This is a genomic window from Filomicrobium sp., from assembly GCF_025698805.1.
Classification (GTDB): Bacteria; Pseudomonadota; Alphaproteobacteria; order Rhizobiales; family Hyphomicrobiaceae; genus Filomicrobium; species Filomicrobium insigne.
On sequence record NZ_JAILWT010000004.1, the window covers coordinates 272,329 to 291,508 of the forward strand.

General features: G+C 53.2%; 14 protein-coding genes and 1 riboswitch. Of the genes, 8 read left to right on the plus strand and 6 right to left on the minus strand.

All coding sequences use genetic code 11. The features are described from left to right. Positions 1-94 precede the first annotated feature (94 nt). Positions 95-1,444, plus strand: coding sequence for a hypothetical protein (locus tag K5845_RS12265; protein ID WP_287959074.1), 1,350 nt, complete (start codon positions 95-97; stop codon positions 1,442-1,444). Here the strand turns inward: K5845_RS12265 and K5845_RS12270 are convergent. The 6 genes from K5845_RS12270 to K5845_RS21215 all read right to left on the minus strand — a co-directional run bounded on the left by K5845_RS12270 (position 1,441) and on the right by K5845_RS21215 (position 12,431). Next, complete coding sequence (locus K5845_RS12270; RefSeq protein ID WP_287959075.1) at positions 1,441-2,814, minus strand: polysaccharide biosynthesis/export family protein; 1,374 nt, start codon at positions 2,812-2,814, stop codon at positions 1,441-1,443. The two genes, K5845_RS12265 and K5845_RS12270, sit on opposite strands and share 4 nt — an antisense overlap. 48 nt (positions 2,815-2,862) lie before the next feature. Then, complete coding sequence (locus K5845_RS12275; protein ID WP_287959076.1) at positions 2,863-6,258, minus strand: trifunctional glycoside hydrolase family 18/polysaccharide deacetylase/glycosyltransferase family 2 protein; 3,396 nt, start codon at positions 6,256-6,258, stop codon at positions 2,863-2,865. A 280-nt stretch (positions 6,259-6,538) separates the two neighbouring features. Continuing rightward, positions 6,539-8,176, minus strand: a complete 1,638-nt coding sequence (locus tag K5845_RS12280) for an ABC transporter ATP-binding protein/permease (protein WP_287959077.1) — start codon at positions 8,174-8,176, stop codon at positions 6,539-6,541. Next, complete coding sequence (gene fhuF, locus K5845_RS12285) at positions 8,173-8,955, minus strand: siderophore-iron reductase FhuF (RefSeq protein ID WP_046478119.1); 783 nt, start codon at positions 8,953-8,955, stop codon at positions 8,173-8,175. Before fhuF ends, K5845_RS12280 begins: the two co-directional genes overlap by 4 nt. Before the next feature lie 62 nt (positions 8,956-9,017). Then, positions 9,018-11,348 carry a TonB-dependent siderophore receptor gene (locus K5845_RS12290; protein WP_287959078.1) on the minus strand — a complete coding sequence of 777 codons (2,331 nt, stop codon included), beginning with the start codon at positions 11,346-11,348 and terminating at the stop codon, positions 9,018-9,020. 111 nt (positions 11,349-11,459) lie between these two features. After that, positions 11,460-11,651, minus strand: a riboswitch (cobalamin riboswitch). A 666-nt stretch (positions 11,652-12,317) separates the two neighbouring features. Further along, complete coding sequence (locus K5845_RS21215; protein WP_353736542.1) at positions 12,318-12,431, minus strand: nucleotidyl transferase AbiEii/AbiGii toxin family protein; 114 nt, start codon at positions 12,429-12,431, stop codon at positions 12,318-12,320. Positions 12,432-12,814: 383 nt separating this feature from the next. On the opposite strand from K5845_RS21215, the gene K5845_RS12300 reads away from it, so the two are divergent. From K5845_RS12300 to K5845_RS12330, 7 genes are all read left to right on the plus strand, one after another. Continuing rightward, positions 12,815-14,050 carry an aromatic ring-hydroxylating oxygenase subunit alpha gene (locus K5845_RS12300; protein WP_287959079.1) on the plus strand — a complete coding sequence of 412 codons (1,236 nt, stop codon included), beginning with the start codon at positions 12,815-12,817 and terminating at the stop codon, positions 14,048-14,050. 63 nt (positions 14,051-14,113) lie between these two features. Further along, entirely contained in the window at positions 14,114-14,584 is a 471-nt protein-coding gene (locus tag K5845_RS12305) for an aromatic-ring-hydroxylating dioxygenase subunit beta (RefSeq protein WP_287959080.1), read from the plus strand. A gap of 11 nt (positions 14,585-14,595) precedes the next feature. Further along, positions 14,596-15,633 carry a 2Fe-2S iron-sulfur cluster-binding protein gene (locus tag K5845_RS12310; RefSeq protein ID WP_287959081.1) on the plus strand — a complete coding sequence of 346 codons (1,038 nt, stop codon included), beginning with the start codon at positions 14,596-14,598 and terminating at the stop codon, positions 15,631-15,633. Between the two features lie 12 nt (positions 15,634-15,645). Then, a complete protein-coding gene (locus tag K5845_RS12315) occupies positions 15,646-15,975 on the plus strand; it encodes a Rieske 2Fe-2S domain-containing protein (protein ID WP_287959082.1) in 330 nt (109 codons plus the stop codon). A gap of 62 nt (positions 15,976-16,037) precedes the next feature. After that, entirely contained in the window at positions 16,038-17,228 is a 1,191-nt protein-coding gene (locus tag K5845_RS12320) for a TRAP transporter substrate-binding protein (RefSeq protein WP_287959083.1), read from the plus strand. Between the two features lie 55 nt (positions 17,229-17,283). Then, positions 17,284-17,865: a TRAP transporter small permease gene (locus tag K5845_RS12325; protein WP_287959084.1), complete on the plus strand. Its 582-nt coding sequence runs from the start codon at positions 17,284-17,286 to the stop codon at positions 17,863-17,865. Positions 17,866-17,879: 14 nt separating this feature from the next. Further along, a complete protein-coding gene (locus K5845_RS12330) occupies positions 17,880-19,163 on the plus strand; it encodes a TRAP transporter large permease (protein ID WP_287959085.1) in 1,284 nt (427 codons plus the stop codon). Positions 19,164-19,180: the final 17 nt, after the last annotated feature.

Below are 19,180 nucleotides of genomic sequence, written 5' to 3' on the forward strand. Positions count from 1 at the left end.
AGTCGGCAAAGATGCTCCGAGGCCACCCGTAATCCGCTATATTGCATGAATGTACGCGCGAAAGTTCCTGTGTCAGACGGTTCGGTGGCTTCCGTTGGTTGGCGCCATCTTTTTATTCGTTTCGCCCATCGCATTAGCCGAGCAGTCTGATCCCATAATTTTACACGTCGATCGCACGCCAGTTCGTGTCGGTGCGTACTCGACGTTTGCTGAGTTGCGTGAACCACTACGACAAGCCCTGATCGATTGTCACCGCAAAGAGGCCGTTCAGGAGCTTGATCGGGAGGAGAAAGGTATTTTCAGCCTTAGAACCGCTCATGCCATTCGGACGCTCGCCGCATGTCCGAACTTCAAACAACTGCAGATGTCCCGCGAAGCAGTCAAAGGCACGTTGACGGTTTCCGTTTGGAACGCCCTTCTTAAAAGCACGCCCGTGCCGAACCTCGAAGACAAGATCGAGGCTATGACGCTCACATTCGAAGCAACCGACTTCGGGCGGAAACCAGAATGGAACTTTTGCCAGGATAGCCCAAACCCGTTAGCGGTTGCGGCCTCCCCCGAAGACACATCTCTTGCGTGCCGCAACTCGACAGATCCGTGCTCGATGTTGACCTGGGGCCCCCGCGGGGCGACGGCGGGGCAGGGCCGGGAGTTGCAGTGGATCGTCGGTAATGCGACAAGGCGAAACACAAGACTGACCCAGCAAGCTTTCGGAACTGAGTTCCCAAATGTCTTACGGTTTCTAGAGCTTGTCCCCCCGCCGATTGAATCCTGCGACGGGACCTCTCCGCTCGAACACTTTATGTGCGCGGTGTGGGTCGATCCCATGCGCAGAAAGATTTGGGAGGATGGCCTAACCGAGCTCGGGCGTCATCAATCGGTTCGCGATACCTATCGTCAAGTGTACGCGCGCGAAGATTTCGATGGCTATAAGATCAAATCCTATATCGATCTCTGGAGGTCGGTCGGACTTGAGCCCACCGAGGTGGACTACGCGTTCTTTCATGATCGGGCGACGTTTATCGGCGCCCCGCCAGACAGCGCAGATATAATGCCGAGCCTTTTAAGCTGCATCGAGACGCAGGACAAAGCCGCCACCCGCAACGCTGCAACGCGCCGATGTCTCGCCCAGCTTCATCCCCATCCAACGATGCCACAGGATCGGCTTGCGAGAGACGTGGCCTTTTATATCGATGCCTTTCCCAGCGGCGCGCGATCCGCCAAAGAGGTCCGGAGTTGGAACCATCACATTCCGATAACGGCCGTTCGTACCTTTGGCCTTTCGGATACTGAGTTGGCCGATCTCGCAGGCCTCCTTACGACCGAAGCAAACGATATCGAGGCTCCCAAGTTTCACAGCGACGCATTGACTGATTTCGAGCAGGAATGCCCAGCCCGAATTCGGCAGCCGGATCGCTCACCTGCCAATACTCGCGGCGACTAGCGAACCACTCGCCCCAACATTGCGGTACCAGGGCGAGCCAGGAGCTGAACCTTCAAGAGATCTCCAGGCCTGAGTTCTGTGAGTTCACCGCCGACGATTTCGTGCGTTCCGTCAACACTCCGGCGCAGGATGGAAAATTGGGTTACCTGCTTTTCCGTGTAACTTGATACTCCTCCATCAAATAGCCCGAGAATTCGCATGCTTGCGGATGCATTGGCGCTTTCCTCGACGAGTTGATCCTCTGCCGACTGGATCTCCCGCTCTAGATTGATTTGCTCTTCCGTTTCGATCTTGGATTTTTCATTGATGGATTGCGCGCGCCGGTCTTCGATCTGAGCGATCAGCGCGTTAACCTCCGTAAGCCGTTCTTGCACGTCGCTGAATTCGCTCTTTGCCTGAAGATACTGATAGGCATTGCCAGAGCCTCGCTTGGCGAGATCCTTGAGCATATTGGCTCGTTCGAACTTGCTATCCGAGTTGGATCGGATGTGCGTGATACGTTCGCGCTGTGCGGCGAGCTCTCGTTCGGCGGACTCGATCGTGGTGTCCAAGCTCGAAAGTCGCAATTTTCGCTCTGCAACAGCAAGCTCGCGGATATGTTCCACTTCGGCAACGAGCTTTTCAGCGTCGCTTCCCGCCAGCCGCACAAGTCGGTCGGAAGGCTTTGGTTTGGTTTCGGCCCGCTCAGCCCTCAACACGTCAAGTCGCGCAAGTAGTTTTCTTTGTTTCTGAAGAGAAAGTTCAAGCCTCTGATTTTCGCGCACGAGATCGTAAATGTCGGATCTGTTGCCTATGTTGATTCCGCCGGCTTGCGCGATCGCGTGAAGCACGGTCATGCCGGAAGAAAAATCGTAGGTGCCCGGCTTCGCAACACTACCCAGAATGTAAATCGGCTCATGGTTGAGTATCGTGAGGCTTACCCGCGCGTTCTTGGCGAACAGCGTTTTGTAAGCCTCCTGGAGCTGCTGCTGCGCGGCAAGGTAAGTCTTTCCAGCGATCTTCTGCGGCCCCATGATTGGGAGCATGATGTCGCCGTCCAATTGGACAGTATATTCGCCTGAAAGTTCTGTTCGTTCCACCAGGTTCAAAGAGCCTAGGTCTTGGTCGGCGGCGACGCCGCCAATCTGCTCCAAAAACAGGAGCTTCAAGTTGTCCCCGAATGAAACCTTATCTCCACTAAGTTCGACAGCACCTGACGGCGTCCCATCAATGGGCGGCCCCGCGGCTTTCGCGTAAGGGCTTGCGATGGATCCCAGAACCAGAATCGTTGTGAGTAAGGATAGCCCGCGGCTCAAGCGTGCGAAATGATCAAATCTAGCGCGCAGTGTTGAGCGAGAGCCGCAGTGCGTGCAATACTTACGTGAATACATTTGCAACTCCTGCAATCAATCAAAAACGGACACAGCTTGCGCAGGGCGTCAGGCCGGCGCTGCCGCTTCAGACATGGGGACCGGTCGGCGCGCAATTTCCTGCACGTTTCCGGTCCTCAGCAATTTACCCCATCCCACAAACTGCCCCTTTATAGCGGCGAGCAGCGTGCGAATGGCGACGGCATAAAGAAGTTGCCGATAACAGAACCGCTGAATGAATATCAGCGGAAAGAGCGACCATGCCCGCCTCTCCCCGTTGAGGCGAATGGCTAACGCCGCAAGGACGGCATCGATGCTTTGGAACACCGCCCAATAAACTGACACCTTGATCAGGCTGTCAGAAACGATCAAACCTCCAGTTAGAACCCACTCTCGTAGCCCTACGAGCAGCGTCATCACCAACAGTAAGTCCATGATTGGCGCCAAGAGCGTAAATAGGAATTGGAAGATGATAATATTTGGAATGGTGATGAATCTTACGCCGGGCGCTGAGCGGTCCTTCAATGCTCCGCGATGCTTGAAAGCCACTTGAAGCGTTCCGTACATCCAGCGAAAGCGTTGCTTCAGAAATGCCCGAACCGTCTCCGGTGCTTCCGTCATCGCCACGGCTGCGGGCTCGTAGAGAACCTTCCAACCTCTGCGTTCCAGCGCGACCGTAGCGTCAGCGTCTTCGGCAAGTGTATCGTGCGGGAACCCGCCAGCCTCGATGAGCCCCTCACGTCGCCAAGCCCCGATGGCACCAGGAACCACGCCGATGGCATTGAACCGCTCGAAAGCCCTTCGGTCGAGGTTCTGACTCGAGACATACTCCAGCGACTGGAACCGGGCCATTAACGATACCTCGTTACCGACTACGGCGCGGCCTGCTACCGCCCCGACATTGGGATCAACGAAATGGCGAACGAGCTTCTCGATAGCGCTCGGTTCGAAGATCGTGTCGGCGTCAAGTGCGATAACAATCTCAGCATTGGTCTGGCGCAGTCCGAAATTCAACGCCGCCGATTTCCCGCCGTTTTCTTTTTTGAAGACCTTGACGCGCCGCGTTTTCCAAAACATCCGGCGCACGACTTCCGCCGTTTCGTCGCTCGAGCCGTCGTCGATGACGATGATGTCGAACTTTCTCCATCTCGAGACGAGCAAAGAACGGATCGTCTTGCAGATCACCTTGTCTTCATTGAAAGCGGGAACGAGGATCGACAAGCTTTTCGGTCGCCACTTCAAGGCACGCCTATCTCTTTCGCGCACGCAATGATGAAGTGCGAAGACGATAATTACGGCCAGGCGCAAAATCCCGATCACTGCGGTAACAATCGCCAGGACCGGCATGCTCCGCACAAAAAAGGAGACCCAGCCCAGCCCTGTTCCGGTTAATTCTGCAAGGGCAACCGACATGATTCCCTTCGCATGGATGGACTGCATCACCTCGTCTCGCGAAACACCCAGAAGGTCGCTGACCAAGGCGAACTTGTAATTCCGTTTGTGAAGCTCATCGATAATCATCGGCAGCGCCGTGATCGTGCTTCGCCTACTACCGCCCGAGTCGTGCAGGAGCACGACCAGGCTTTCGTCGTCCTCCTTGCTCGCGATCTGTTTCAAGATCCGGTTTACGATTTGCTTTGACGTCGGATTGGCCCAATCATTGGGGTCCACAGTCACCCTTACATTGACGTACCCAAGCTTTGAAACAACATCGAGGACATCAAGCCCGTCCTGGTTGGTAAGCACATCGTCGATATTGTACGGGGCACGGAAAAGCGCTGTACGAATTCTCAGCTGGGATTCGATCACGTGTTGCGTGGCGTTGAGCTCAAATTCCGCTTCCGACGTGCTGCGGCCCGCAAGGTTTGGGTGTGTGAAGGTATGGTTGCCGATCTCGTGGCCCTCGGCATAGAGCCTCCACATCAGGTTTGGGTTTTGCAACGCGTTCTGCCCGATGATGAAAAACGTTGCGGGGACCTTCTTTTCCTTGAGGATATCCAGTACTTCAGGCGTATAGACGGCGTCCGGTCCGTCATCAAATGTCAGGGCGACGCGGCGTTGGTTTTTCTGGCCCCAGCTTTCGACCTTTCTGGATTTCGGAATATCGATAAGCTTTTCGTCGACAATCAGATTCCGCCTGGGATCAACCGTGATGTTACGCTTCCCGGGCTTGCGTTCATCGGAGATCGAGAACACAGCTCCCTTATCGTGATCGACGACGTCATTGGCTGGTTGAGGGACTTTGATGGGATCTAGGAGCTGCTCTTTCGGCAAATTCGAGCGACCAATTACATCCCAAACGCTTGGCTCCTCGAGGCCAAGGCGCCACAGTGAAATGCCTGCCGGATGGATGGATAGCGCAACCCGCCCCTGATTATACCCCGTCACGGCATCGAGAAGCCAAACAGTGTGCTTGGTCCTTCTGCCGTCTTCAAACATAAGATGCGGGTTGAGCGAGTTGGCATCAAACAACAGTTCCGCCCCGGACCTGGCCATTAAATCCCAGGCTGTTTGAATGGATATGCTTTGAGCAATCCCGGCGTCACTCGTGTCCTTTGCGTATGCGCCAATACCGACGATCAGCTTTGTGCGATCCAGCCTCCGGATCGCGGCATGCAGCTTGGCTTCAAACCATGATTGGGGCGCGAGAGGCTGCGCTGCTGGTGTAGCGTAAGTATCCTCATAAAGGGTCAGGAGCGCATAGTCGGCAATATTTGCAAGTTCCACATCGTGTGAGGAAACATCCGCGTTCGGCAGCTGAATGATAACCTTCCCCCCGGAGGTTCGCATCTCAGCGCGAAGGTCCGAGAGAAACGATGCGATCGCGTAGTGGCTTGAGCTCGGCATTTGGCCCGGTGCGAATGTGACACCCGAAAGATCGTGCGACCTTACAAACTCGCCGATCTGTCCCACGAGCCTGCGGCGCAGATCTGCCGACGCCAGGACCGCCGCCAACTTCCGGCCGACGAACTCCTCACTGATCAGGGGAAAAATTGCGAGATGAGGCGTGGTTTGGCGCATCCATTCTCTGAGAGTCGCAATGGAGGCAGAATTGCGCAATGCAATTTTACCATCTGGTGAGACAGCTCCTAGCCAGTCAACGATGATAGCGTCGAGATGAGATGCGTTCTCCTTCAATGAGCCAATACTGCGCGAATCGCCGGACTGGACAAATGCAAATCGCAGTGCGTTTTGAGAGAGAGAAGACGCCACAAACAGCGTCGGCAGTTGGGAGGTTACGTTCAGGCCGCCCGTCGTAGCCGGAGCTTTTGCGCTTAGTACATCTTCGACGACAGCTGCCGCGTGCTCTAATGACGGTAGAACCGGACTGTGGATCAGTGCGACAAGCAAACCAATAAGCGCCATCGTGGCCGCAATGATCAGCATGCCTCCAAACAGGTTCGTTACGCGTTTCCGTCGCCCTGTCGGGTCTGCGAAGATAGGGGTCGCCTGCTCGTTCATCATTTGCCACACACCAACAAGCCCCACGGGCAAATTGTTAGTACGCTCTTTATCGATGCGAGCTTTTACATTTTATTAAGCTTAACGGAGACCTCCGTCGTCATATTGGCGGGTTGCCTGTTCGCCCCCGAGCCAAGATGGTGACAGATGGAGCAACAGCGTTTCCGCAGTTCAACCCTAGAGTTCTCCAAGGCAAGACCCGCTTACGCATCCGCATCGCGGCGCATATCCGTCATGGTCTCAGGATGACTGCTTCTCCGAATCTCAATCAGCGGGAATTCTTTTATTCAGCGTGAGACGTTTCGATGATGATCGTATCTGGCAAACGCTCGCGGACAAGGTTGCCTAGTTGACACTGAGCCGTCCATTCAAGGGCAGATGTTGCTTCATCGAGTATGAGTAGATCCGGCTTGTAGAGCAGGGCACGTGCGACGCTCAAGCGTTGGAGTTCGCCGCCGGAAAGCCGCTCCACAATCGTCTTATCGTGCAAGTTATCCACTAGAGCAGCCAACCCAACATCGCGCAGTGCCGCTTGCGCAATGTCGTCGTCAACTTCGTCACGCGTCATCGGGTAAGAGACGGCATCCTTCAATGTTCCGAGAGGCATGTATGCACGCTGTGGAAGGACCAAAGTGCGCTCTAAATTCGAGGCAACGTCTCCGCGTGCATATGGCCAGATCCCTGCAATCCCCTTCACGAGGCTCGTCTTTCCACTGCCGGACGGCCCCGCGATCTTGAATTCTTCTCCCCTTGCCAGATTTAGGCTCTCAAGCTGGCCGAGGGTGTCTCGTTCTGTTGGATCCAGCACACGCAGTTGAGCGATACGCAGACGAGGGACATCCCCCTCGCGATTCTCCGATGGTATGCAAGGCTCTATTTCCTGGGCCGTTCCGAGATCATTTTCTAGTCGGCTCAACCGTTGTGTCACGGCAATCAGCTCGCTCAATTCCTCATAGGCGGTTACGAAAAATGACAGCGCACCGCGAACTTGAGCAAACGCCGAGCCTGCCTGCATGAAGGCTCCGAATTGAATTCCCCCAGAGAAATACAATGGTGCGAGCAACAGGTATGGAATATAAAGAGAGGAATGTTTGTAGGCTTCGGTGAAAAAATTCAGCATCTTCTGGCGCGCCATGAGCGCATACCAATTTTCAGCTAGCATTTTAAATCTGCTATTGAGCTCTCTCCTTTCAGGGGCTCCTCCGTTTAGCAGTGCAATCTCTTCCGCATTATCGCGTACGCGCATCAATCCGAACCGGAAATCCCCTTCTCTTCTATCTTGTTCAAAGTTCAATGGGATCAGTCGTCGACCAATCATATGCGCCAGTAGCGTCCCGGCAGCGGAGTACAAAACCAATATCCAGACGAGAAGTCCCGGGATTACACGTTCTTCACCAAACAATGTGACAGGCACTGACTGTGATATGATCCACAATATGGTGACGAACGACCCAAGAGTGACGGTCGCGCCGACCAGACCGACGCTGATCGAAATCACATGCGATACAAACTTGTAGGTATCCTCTGCGATCCTCTGATCTGGGTTGTCTTCAGATTTTGGTTTCAATCTCGCGCGATAGAAGTTTGCATTCGCCAGCCAGAGATCAAGGAAACGTTGTGTAAGCCAGTCGCGCCAATGAATGGTCAACCATTGCGCAAAATACTTCTGATAAACGGTTGCTGTAATCAGCGCTGCGGCAATCAGAATGTAAACCCAAAACTGCCGAACGAATTCCGTCCAATTTTTGTCCTGTAGAGATTGAAAGAAATCGTTTCGCCAATAGTTCATCGCAACTTGCGCGGCGACAACGCCAAGCTGGCAGGCAATGACCGCTGCTAGCAAGATGAGCGGTACGAGTTTCCACGTTTCCAAAAAATATGAGGAGGCGTATCGCAACCCTGCGCGTGAAACCGATCTCACCCCTTCACGTCCTCCACGTCGGGCACGGAGCTACTTTCAACGCGTTCTTCTTGCTTGGGGCACGCGCAACAGAGCTTTCCGTCTGGAAGCTGAAACCTCAAGCAACATACACGGCGGCGTCTTGCGGGAACCTCGTCAAGCAACACGTATGCGACCGGTTGGAACAGGGGATTTCGCTTGCCGTTCGGAAGATTAGGTAGTTGGAGGAAGTCGCTACACTCGTCTCGGGCCGCTCCCCCGATCTGCACCCGCTCCAAATACGTCAGAAGACCTTCCACGAGAGTTCCGGCGTTGTTCCAAAGGATGCGACGGCTGACGCCGGTCCTCGCATGATAGAGTTTTACAAACGGATAGAGGTGCTTCTCGACAATCGGTAGCAGCCGGTTTCCGGGGCGTGATTGCACCGGCGCGACTTCTCCTTCGGGGATCGCAACGCTGTCGATCTTATGGTCAGGAGTAAAGGCAATCCGGAAATGCTCGAGCTCCAGCGGTGGTGTTTGATCCAGAAGAATGTTGGAGCAGATCAAGGGCGGGAGAGCGGTCGCAAAATACCATTTCGACCAAATCGAAAGAACGGCTGTGCGCGGGGTGTTCCCATACGTTTGGTTGAAACTTTCTACGATCGCATCCAACCAGCAATCGTCCAGCGCGTCCCGTACTGAACGGCTCGCTTGCTCCGAACGCCCGACGACAAGGTGAGGACGTAGGTGTTCCAGATCGCCCACGAAAATGGCGTCCAGAGATTTGCCGAACGTTTCAAGTGAATTCAATACCGTCATTGCCCGCCTCATCCTCACATACGTTCGCAGGGCGAACCTTGGACGCTCGCCCCGCGAAGAAGCTAGAAACGCATCCGAAGTGACGCGTCGACGGTACGGCCAACCCCGTAATAGCAAGAGTAGGTGGAATCGCAGTTTGTGACGTAGCGCTCGTCTGTCAGGTTCTTGGCATTGACAGCGAATTCCCAGTTCTCGAACTCTGGAGAAATCGTTCCGAGATCGTAACGCACCGTAGCGTCATAGAGCGTAAACGCGGGCACATAGAACGTATTGAGAGTATCGCCTGCCGCTTCTCCGAAAAATCGGACACCGCCTCCAATTGTCAGGCCACGGAATGCCCCTTCGAAGAACGTGTACGATCCCCATAGTGACGCCTGATGCGCTGGAACGGAGGTAAAGCTTTTACCGCCTGCCCCTTTTTGGTTTGTCTTTGTGACTTCACTGTCCAGATAGGTGTAGGCGGCAGCAAAATTCCAACCACTCTCAAGGGATGCGCGGACTTCGAGTTCCGCCCCTCGCACCGCGACTTCGCCGGTTTGCGTCGCAAACCCCGGATTCGCAAGGTCCGGCGTTCGTACGTTCTGTTGCGTGATGTCGAACACCGACGCGGTGAAGAGAGCGTTCACACCGGGTGGCATGAATTTGATCCCCACCTCACTTTGTTCGCCCGTTGTAGGTTCAAACGGATTGCCCCCAGCATCGGACCCCGTGAGGGGAAAGAACGATTCTGAATAGCTGACAAATGGCGCAAACCCGTTCGCAAAGCGGTAGATGGCACCGAGTTGATGCGTAAACGCCTTATCTTCTTTTGGAGTGTGGATCGGGGCCCCGAAGTTGCCTGTTACAGGATCTCTCGCCAGGGTTTCTTGATTGAGCTCAGCCCAGTCATGGCGAATACCTGCGGTGACTGTCAGGCCACCGACGGAAATGGCGTCTTGAAGATACAGGCCCGCTTGCGTGAGATCCTGATAACGCTTCGAGGTAATCGGATTGGATCCCAGAGGCTGACCATAGACCGGATTGTATAGATCAAGCGAATAGAGACTTGCCCGGTTTACGCCTTGCCCCTGATAGTTCGGGATTGCCGCGTAATCGAATCCAACCAGCAATTTGTGGTCCAGCGGACCGGTCGAGAAATTACCATGCAGGCGGCTGTCAACCTGATAGGTATTGATCACGTAATCAGCATCAAACATCTGCCGACGTGTTGACGTTGGGCCGCTCGGGCTGCCCATCCCCATAACTTCGGACAATGCGATGTCGATGTGCCGGTAGGCTGCATTTTGCTCAAACGACCAAACGTTATCGAAGCGGTGTTTGAACTCGTATCCGATCTTGAAGGATGTCTTGCTGGTGTCGTGATATCCGGGTTCACCGAGGAACAGTTCCCGCGGGATATATTGGCCGTTCGGTCCAGGAAGGATTGTGCCTTCGCGTGGTAGCGCCTGTTGCACCGTCAGACTCGGATCGTGCTGATAGCTTGAAAGCAGCGTGAAGCTCGTGTCCGCGTTCGGCCTAAAGGTAAGCGCCGGAGCGACGTAGAGGCGATCGTTTTCCGTGTAGTCGACCTCACCATCGGCCAGCCTTCCGAGAGCGGTCATACGATAGGTGAGCACACGGCCGTTTCCGATCGGACCACCGAAGTCGACCCCGGTTTGAAACTTGCTGTGAGTCCCAGCCTGTAGGACGACCTCCGTGAAAGCCTCATCGGTTGGCCGCTTGCTCGTCAGGTCCAGCAAGCCTCCGGGGCTCCCCTGTCCGTAGAGCATCGACGCAGGTCCTTTAAGGAGGTCCACGCGTTCCAAACCATAAGGTTCAATAGCCCAATTGCTATCATGCTGCTTCAGGCCATCGAGGTATTGGTAGACGAGGAAACCCCGGACGAGAGCTTGTTCTCGGGTAAGAAAATTTCCCGAGAAATAATAGCTATTCACACCGGACGTGTATTGCAGTGCCTCTAACACGCTCTGTGCGTTGCGTTCTTCAATCTCCGCTTTACTCACCGTTGAAATGGAGCGCGGCGTGTCGAGAACCGATCCTGGCGTCTTTGTTCCGACACCGCTCATCGTCGCGACGAATCCCGAGGTCCCTGGGTCGTTGCGATTTTGCGGAGGTGCAGTGTTTGAGAGACCAGAATCGTTGATCTGGTCAAAGCTTTGCGTGGGAGCTGCTGTGCTCGCGGAACTCGTTGCATTGACCGATGGAGAGGGCTGCTGAGTTTGGCTGGCAGGCGCAATAACCGTTACAGGAGGTAGCGTGGCCGACTGTGAAACCGCCTCTTGGGCGGAGGCAGTATTGTGGCTGGCGATGAGAGAAATGAAGGTGACGGTGAGCGGCGTTATCCAGCCGCAATTATCCGCTCGCTTGAGGAGCGATACTGATCCCGGAAACATTGATACCTGCGTGCATTCGTAGGTGGCACGTCAGCGCGAATTAGACCGCACACTTCCGGCTATGCCGAAAAAATGTGCCACCCTTGGAACACCCCGCCCAATGAGCTTCGCGCGTGACCACGACTGACGGCAGGTCTCCTGGCTCGCGGACTTACGCTCCATCGCCTTCCCAGGAGAAATCCCAGTGGCATTTGATGGAAAGCTAACCGCTCACAGTTGCGGGGGCAGCTCCGGCTTGGGGTATCTCTCCCGTCCGGATTCCCATTTCATTCCTTTGAGGAAACCGTCGAGCGTTAACAGAAATTAAATATAGAGTTTAAGCAAGCGTTGGGACGAACTCGGAACAACGGATGGTAGACGCATGTGCCTCCTGGGCCACACGTAAGGCACAGGACATAGTCGACCCATCTCGGCAATGAAATCTACTCGGAAAGAGAGTGTTGGCTTGATGCTGCCCCTAGGACGCTACCTCGACCGACTCCGTCGTCCACCGGATTAACGCGGCAACACCCGCCCCGCCATGCACCAAGACAAATTGGGGGGAATCATTACATGTTTGGGATGGTGCCCTATTCAGGAGAAAAGTTGAACCAACTACTCACGGCTTTAGAGCAATGGCGCATTCTACTGATCGACTGAACCGTGCCCGGATGCCAATATGTAACAATATTACGTATGCTAGTCAATATTTCAGATGGCTGATTATTGTGTGGCCTATATGCCGGAATCAGGCGTTTGCTCAGCCTCTGAGCGGATAGTGCGTGGGGCATTAGGAACTCCCGGAGGTCGCGAATAACAACTTCCAGTGCTACAGGATCACTTAGGACAAGCGACACAAAAGAATCCCACTGCTTACGCTTCTGTTCGTCTTGAGCGACCGAGTCCCCCAAGGCGTCCGGCACATCCTTAGGCACGCTCGTTTGCCGCCGTTTGAAAGTTGCGGCAAAGGCGCGGGCGAGGCGGTCATCTTCAAAGTTGAAAAGTCCTGGCCAAAAACCAGATGTCGTAGAAGTCTTTCACGCGGCTGCTGGCACGGCCCAGTGCCACCATCGCCTGAAACTTCTCGGCAATGACGGGTTCCATGGCATAGGCCCTCAGTTTTGGGGTGCGCCAGATTCGTAGGCACGCTCATGCAAGATGACGGTTTAGCATCTCACTGCATCGATCGATGGAACCTTTTAAAACCACCAACAAAATAAATACAATAGATATTGTAATATCTATCCGGCATTTACGGCCGTTAACATCAAAATGCCTGTAAAATTGTCATATATTAGCAATTTTCATCCTTGCGCGACCGTCTGCCTTGATGACATGGCGGGTGATAAATTAAATAACAATATGATTTTACAATACTTATTGTAACCTCGATAGAAACAGCCCCCCCTGACGAGGCTAACAACAAACATTGTTGACAATGTTTGTTGTTAGCTGATATAAGCTCCCTACTTTAACAGGAGGAGCCCATGGCCAGGACCGGAGCGGAGTGGCGTCGACGCCCTGATCTCGATGTTAATCTAACAGTAGATCCAAGAATATATACGGATCCTGAGGTGTTTCGCGAAGAGCAGGAAAGAATTTTTGACAAAAGTTGGCTTATTGCTTGCCATGAAAGCGAGCTTTCTGAGCCGTATGACTTCCGAACTTATCGACATCCCGGCGGACATAACATCCTGCTTGTTCGGGACGAGGATAATTCGATCAATGCGTTTCTCAATATATGTCCGCATCGCGGGAATCTGCTGATCTACGAGCCATCGGGGAGCATCAAGAACGCGTCGCCTTCTGGCGGCCCAAAGAGGATTACCTGCCTGTTCCACGCTTGGGCGTTTGACGCAAAGGGCAACTGCGTGGACATCCCTCGGCGACAAGAGGGTTATCAAGACCGCGTTAAGGAGTGTGACTTCGCATTGCGAGGAGTTCGGGTCGAGGTTGCTTACGGCGGGTTCGTATGGGTCAATATGGACGACTCTGCCCCGCCATTACGCGACACGTTGGGTGGTGCGTTGGATGCGATTGCCGATACTTTGTCGGAGCCCATGGAGGTGTTTCATTATCATCGTGCGGTAATCGATGGTAATTACAAGATGTGGCACGATACAAATAGTGAATTTTACCACGATTACATGCACTACCACAATAGAATTACTGGCATGATGCATCCAGGTTACTGGGAGCGAGAGTACAGGACATTCGAAGGTGGTCACGCGCAGGTAACTGACATGCAGTTGCGCTACGAGTCCTTCAAAGGTCATGAGGAGCGTAACCTCGGCTGGCCTGGCCTGGCTGCAGGAAGATGGGCCCTCGTCGATATCTTTCCTGGGATTACCTTCAACATCCGAGCACCGGTTATGCGTTTGGATACGGCAATTCCACTCTCGGCCAACAAGCTGTTGATTGAATTCCGTGGGTTGGGGCTCAAGTCCGATACGCCGGAACAGCGAGCGATTCGAGTTCGTGACCATAATTCGATTTGGGGGCCATTCGGACGCAATTTGCCTGAAGACCTGTTGGGTACATACGGGCAGGGTGTTGCTCTCAATGACCGGACTGACGCGCCCTATGTCCTGCAAGCCCGTCTCGAAAACAATAAAATCCATGACGAAGTCGGGATGCGACATTTCCTTGAGCAATGGCAGAAGTTGATGGGTCGCGATCCTTGGGATCTCTACCACAACACACCGCGTGCTGCTGCTGAATAAGGAGGATCTGCGGCGCTCACGAGCGTCGCAGTGCGTCCGCCAATACTTACACGGGATCAGGGTATGGAAGTTACATACGACGTTGAAAAAGCCGCGCGGGAACTCGTATCAGCGACTTGCGACGCAATGGATAAAGAAGACTACGCTGCTTATTTGGCGCTTTGCTCTCCGCAATATCACTACACGATCAATGCTTATAGTCCTGAAATTCGCCGTGATATGAACTGGCTCGACAAGGACTATGAGCACCTGAAGACGTTGCTGGAATTGCTGCCCAAGCAAAATCGAGATCGCAACCCTATCAAGCGCCACGTCAATGTACGGGAGGTGAATTCCGCCGGCAAGTCCGAGGTAATTGTTAGGTCGGACCTGCAAGTGTATCGAGTCTTGCTGGAGGGCGGTGAGGCGCAAATTTTTGCGGTCGGCAAATACTTTGACCGCATTGATATGAGTGGCAGTTCACCAAAGCTCATTGATCGCGAAGTGCGTCTTGATTCGCGTAGCCTCGGTGCAGGCTACCACATTCCGCTCTAACGGAGCGGCAAATGCAAATCACCCTTAAAGCTAAAAACAAGAGCTGGGATTTTGCGGCGGAAAGCGGCGAGACGCTCTTGAAGGCGGGGCTGCGTGCCGGACTCCACATTCCTTATGAGTGCGCAACAGGCACCTGTTCGACTTGCCGCGTGCGGCTTATCGAGGGCGACCTTGAAGATCTCTGGCCTGAGGCGCCTGGCCGACGCGGCGGCAATAACGAGCGCCTGTTATGCCAGTGCCGGCCGAAATCCGATTGTGTGCTGGAGGCTGATAAATTCATCTATTCAAAAGATCAGGTCAGCACGACTCCGATGAGTGTCATGGGGCGAATTACAGCAGTCGATCTTCTTACGACTGATGTAATGGAGTTGGCGGTTGAGCCTGAAATTCCGTTTCGCTATGAAGCGGGCCAATTTGTGACATTGGAGCACGGAGTCATCTGCGGTCCGCGCGCCTATTCAATGACGAATTTCCCCCCCCTACGCAATCGTCTAGAGTTCATAATTAAACGCAAGCATGGGGGAAAGCTAACTGACTGGCTGTTTCGGAATCATGAGACGCTTATTCAAACAAATCTCTGCGTTACGGGTCCGTTCGGACGTGCCGTTTTTGCGCCCGATATGGAGAGAAACCTGTTGTGCATCGCTGGTGGTAGTGGCGTTGCCGGAATGTGCTCTATTTTGGAGAGGGCTATTGGAAATGGGTATTTCTCGCAATACCGCGGAGCATTGTTTTTCGGGGTGCGGGTGCTTCGGGATGCATTCTGGCTTAAGGAGCTAAATGATTTCGCCAAAGAACTGGAGAATCTATCAATAACGATTGCGGTTTCGAATGGGGAACTCGACCAGGCATTTGTTGAAACGTTTCCTGCTCTGAAATTTGAATGCGGCTTGGTCCATGAAGTCGCTAGCGCGGAGATGAGCGGACGTTATGCGAATGTTCGTGCATATCTGGCAGGGCCGCCTGCATGCGTTGAGGCATCAAAAAGAATGTTGCTGACGGAGGCTAAGCTCCGCCCGGACGATATTCGCTACGACAAATTCAGTTAGGAGGCGGTGGTCGTGAAGTTTGTTTGCCATGTTTCTGAGATCGGCACCGGAGAAATGAAGGGATTTGATGTTGGTGACGTAAGGGTGCTCGTCCTCAACGCGGATGGAGAGATCAAGGCCTGCGACGGAATATGTCCGCATCAGGAAGTTTTGCTTGAAGAGGGGATCTTTGATGGGTGCCTTCTAACGTGTCATTCACACCTCTGGCAGTGGAACATTAAAACAGGTTCCATTGAGCAAATTGCCGAGCAGAATTTGAGATTTTTTAGGATTGAGGTGCGCGATGGAAGTGTTTTTGTGTGTACCAATTCCGACGGAGGTCTTGAAACAATTTCTGCCTAAGAAGGGGTATGTGAGCGATCATCGCCAATAATTAATCAGAATAATAAGCCGGGAGGAATTCAATGAACAACCCAACGCTGTCTCGACGTCATCTTATCGGGCTTGCAGGAAAATATGGTCTTCGCGCGGTTCTTGGCGCGGCTGCAATAAGTTCGGCGACTGGCGTTTTGCCCGTGACGTCTCTTTTGTCGAGCGTGGCGCGTGCGCAATCGCCGAAGTATAAAATACGTTTCGGTGCTGGCATCATGAGTCGCCTAAATGAACCGCATTTTGCGACTGGTTTGTATAAGTTTGTTTCTCTCGCGGAAGAAATGACCGATGGCTCTGTGCGCTTCGAAGTTGTCGACTCGAGTCAATCATGCTCTGAGGCAACTTGCGGCGAGCGCGTTCTTTCCGGTGTAATCGATATTGGAAGCTCGTCTCCGCAAAACCTTGGTACTGTTATGCCGTATTCTATTGCGATGGATTTTCCGTTTCTTTGGCAGGGACGAGAGGGGTATATTAACTTCTTCTATTCAAAGGATTCTAATCGCCTCTACAGAGATGTGATGCGCAGACGGTATGACATAGAACCGCTGTGGGTGTCTGGCGAGATGCGCAATATTTTGCTTGGGCTGAAGTTTAAGAATAAGAGCGCTATAACTGAGCCAGCCGATTTCAAGCAAGCGAAGATCCGGATTACAAATTCCGTGATGATAGCGAATTTCATTCGTAGCATTGGTTCGAACCCAATTCCCTTGGCTTGGACTGAAACGCTCGAGGGATTGAAGTCGGGTGTAGTTGACGGAGCTGAGACGTGGCCTGGTGCGGCTACGGGTTTTGGCATGCACAATGTCGTATCCCACGATGTGCCTTTGGAATTTTGTGTCGGTTGCGAAATGATTTTTATGTCGCGAAAGGCATTGATGAAACTTCCAACGGATATTCAGGAAAAAATCCTCGAAGCCGCGTATCAAGCCATGCAGCATGGATATGAGGCCGTAGGTGTTGCGAAAAATAAGCACATTGGCAATGGTCCGAATCCGGAGCCGACGTCGGCTTACATGGAGGCGGGCATTAAGCTGGCGCCACTGAGCGAAACGGTTTTGGCGCAATATAAAGAATTAGCTAACGTTGAGAAGAACAGCGTTATCTGGAGCAGCGCGCGATCCGGTCTAGATCGGGACTCCGGCTTTGATACCTTTGCTGCGATGACTGAGGTTGCGGCAAAATATAACGGCAAGCAGCATTCTCCCCAGCGTTGGTGGGTATAAAGCCCACCCCAAAACTGATCAAAAAAGTGGCAAATCTAGAATTGGGAGGGTCGTCATGGGAAATGGCGAACTCGGAGCGGACGTGCAAAAGGCTGCGCGACGTCAGGAATGCAGCTCGGCTAGTATGTTCCGTAAAATCGATAGCGTCGTTACGTTTGTCGAAAACTCCATTATGCTCGTGTCGTATGCAACACTTATTGCGATAATTGGGTTTGAGACAATTCGTAGAGTATTTTGGGGGTCGAATTGGTTGGCCGGTCCCGACATAGCTCTTTATGCGTTTGTTTGGTTGTCGTGGTTTGCGATGGCCCACAACATTCATAATAATGCGCATCTTTCATTTACAGAGTTTCGGGAGCGGTTTCCGCCAAAAATCCGGGCGTGTGCAGAGGTTTTTGACTGTTTACTTTGGCTCGGGCTGGCGGGGATTGTAATTGTTACCTCTTGGGGTGTCGTGGAGCGCCAGATCGCGTTTCACCAAACGATATTCGGGACCAATATCCCGTTAGCAGTTGGGAGCCTCGCAATTCCAGTAGCGTGGGGATTTACCGTGATCCGTATTTTGCAGCGACTTTATCGCATTTTATTTCAGCGCGAGGAGCACCACACCGTACACGTGCCACCGGAACTTATTTAGCAGGGCAGACAAATATGATAATCACACTCATCTGTTTGGCTGCGTTGTTGCTTTTTGTGACGGGCACGCCAATTCTACTGATCATAGCGGGGTGGGTCGTGGCAACATCGTATTTTGTTGCCGATCTTTCTCTTAACAACATTGGTATCGGCGCGGTTGACACCATAACGAGCTTTGTATTTCTCGCTGTTCCCCTTTTTATTGCCACCGGAGATTTTCTGACTGAGGGCGGAATTTCTAAACGCTTGGTTGATTTTTCGCGTAGCCTTACAGCAGCATTTCCGGCGCGCACGAGTTGCGCCGCAATTTTGTCATCTGGCTTTTTTGCTGCGGTCAGCGGGTCAAATTCTGCAACGGCCGCGACTATTGGTCGAATGTTAAATGGAGAACTTACAGCCACAGGAATGAAGCCTTCGCTATCGGCGGCAATTATCGCGGCCGGTGGGGTGGTTGGTGTAATAATTCCACCAAGTGTAATTTTTGTGGTTTACGGGATCACGGTAAATGTCTCCGCGTCTGATTTGTTTGTAGCAGGTATTATTCCTGGGGGCGTTATGCTGGTCACGATGATGGCAACTTCGCTCGTCGTTGCCAGGAAAAGTGAGCCGGGTGAGGGTTGGAAGGGATTTAATCTCCGGAAAATTGCATCGAGCGCGGTTCGCGCGTGGCTCGGGTTTATAGCGATCGGATTGATCTTTTTCGGGGTTTACGATGGACTTTTTAGCCCGACGGAGGCCGCAGGTGTTGTCACCCTTTTTTGCTTGCTAGCGGGTCTTTTTGTAACTCGGCAAATTCGGCTACGTGCGGTTCCTTCAATTTTACTCCGTAGCGCGGCTATCACGGGCATGATTGTTCCGCTTGTTGCGTTTTCGGTGCAGTTTCAGCAAGTGCTCGGCGTGCTTGGGGCGGCCGAAGCTATCCAGTCGCTTTTGGACGGGGTCGGTGCGAACTACGGCATCGTTGCCGCAGTGTTGTTGATGATGCTGATGATTCTTGCGGTTGGAGCAATGACCGAGTCCGTCGCCGTTGTTCTGATTCTGGGTCCAATTCTTGCGCCTGTCGCTTATGGGCTTGGTATTGATCCCATTCACTGGGGCGTGATTTTCGTGGTGGGCACATCAATTGGGTTCATCACGCCACCGTATGGGCTCAACTTATTTGTGGTTTCGGCGGTTTGTAACGTGCCGTACGGGCACGTGATGCGCTCCATTCTCGTCATGCTCATACCTCTTCTTCTAGCGTGGGCGCTGATCACGGTAAGCCCCTGGATGAGCACGTGGTTGCTGCCGGGACGGTGACAGCAGGGATTAAGAGG

Excerpts from the sequence above, each read along its gene's own strand:
- K5845_RS12270 (WP_287959075.1), bottom strand. The coding sequence starts at position 2,814 with ATGTATTCACGTAAGTATTGCACGCACTGCGGCTCTCGCTCAACACTG.
- K5845_RS12275 (WP_287959076.1), bottom strand. The coding sequence starts at position 6,258 with ATGATGAACGAGCAGGCGACCCCTATCTTCGCAGACCCGACAGGGCGA.
- fhuF (WP_046478119.1), bottom strand. The coding sequence starts at position 8,955 with ATGACGGTATTGAATTCACTTGAAACGTTCGGCAAATCTCTGGACGCC.
- K5845_RS12290 (WP_287959078.1), bottom strand. The coding sequence starts at position 11,348 with ATGTTTCCGGGATCAGTATCGCTCCTCAAGCGAGCGGATAATTGCGGC.
- K5845_RS21215 (WP_353736542.1), bottom strand. The coding sequence starts at position 12,431 with ATGGAACCCGTCATTGCCGAGAAGTTTCAGGCGATGGTGGCACTGGGC.
- K5845_RS12300 (WP_287959079.1), top strand. The coding sequence starts at position 12,815 with ATGGCCAGGACCGGAGCGGAGTGGCGTCGACGCCCTGATCTCGATGTT.
- K5845_RS12305 (WP_287959080.1), top strand. The coding sequence starts at position 14,114 with ATGGAAGTTACATACGACGTTGAAAAAGCCGCGCGGGAACTCGTATCA.
- K5845_RS12310 (WP_287959081.1), top strand. The coding sequence starts at position 14,596 with ATGCAAATCACCCTTAAAGCTAAAAACAAGAGCTGGGATTTTGCGGCG.
- K5845_RS12320 (WP_287959083.1), top strand. The coding sequence starts at position 16,038 with ATGAACAACCCAACGCTGTCTCGACGTCATCTTATCGGGCTTGCAGGA.
- K5845_RS12325 (WP_287959084.1), top strand. The coding sequence starts at position 17,284 with ATGGGAAATGGCGAACTCGGAGCGGACGTGCAAAAGGCTGCGCGACGT.
- K5845_RS12330 (WP_287959085.1), top strand. The coding sequence starts at position 17,880 with ATGATAATCACACTCATCTGTTTGGCTGCGTTGTTGCTTTTTGTGACG.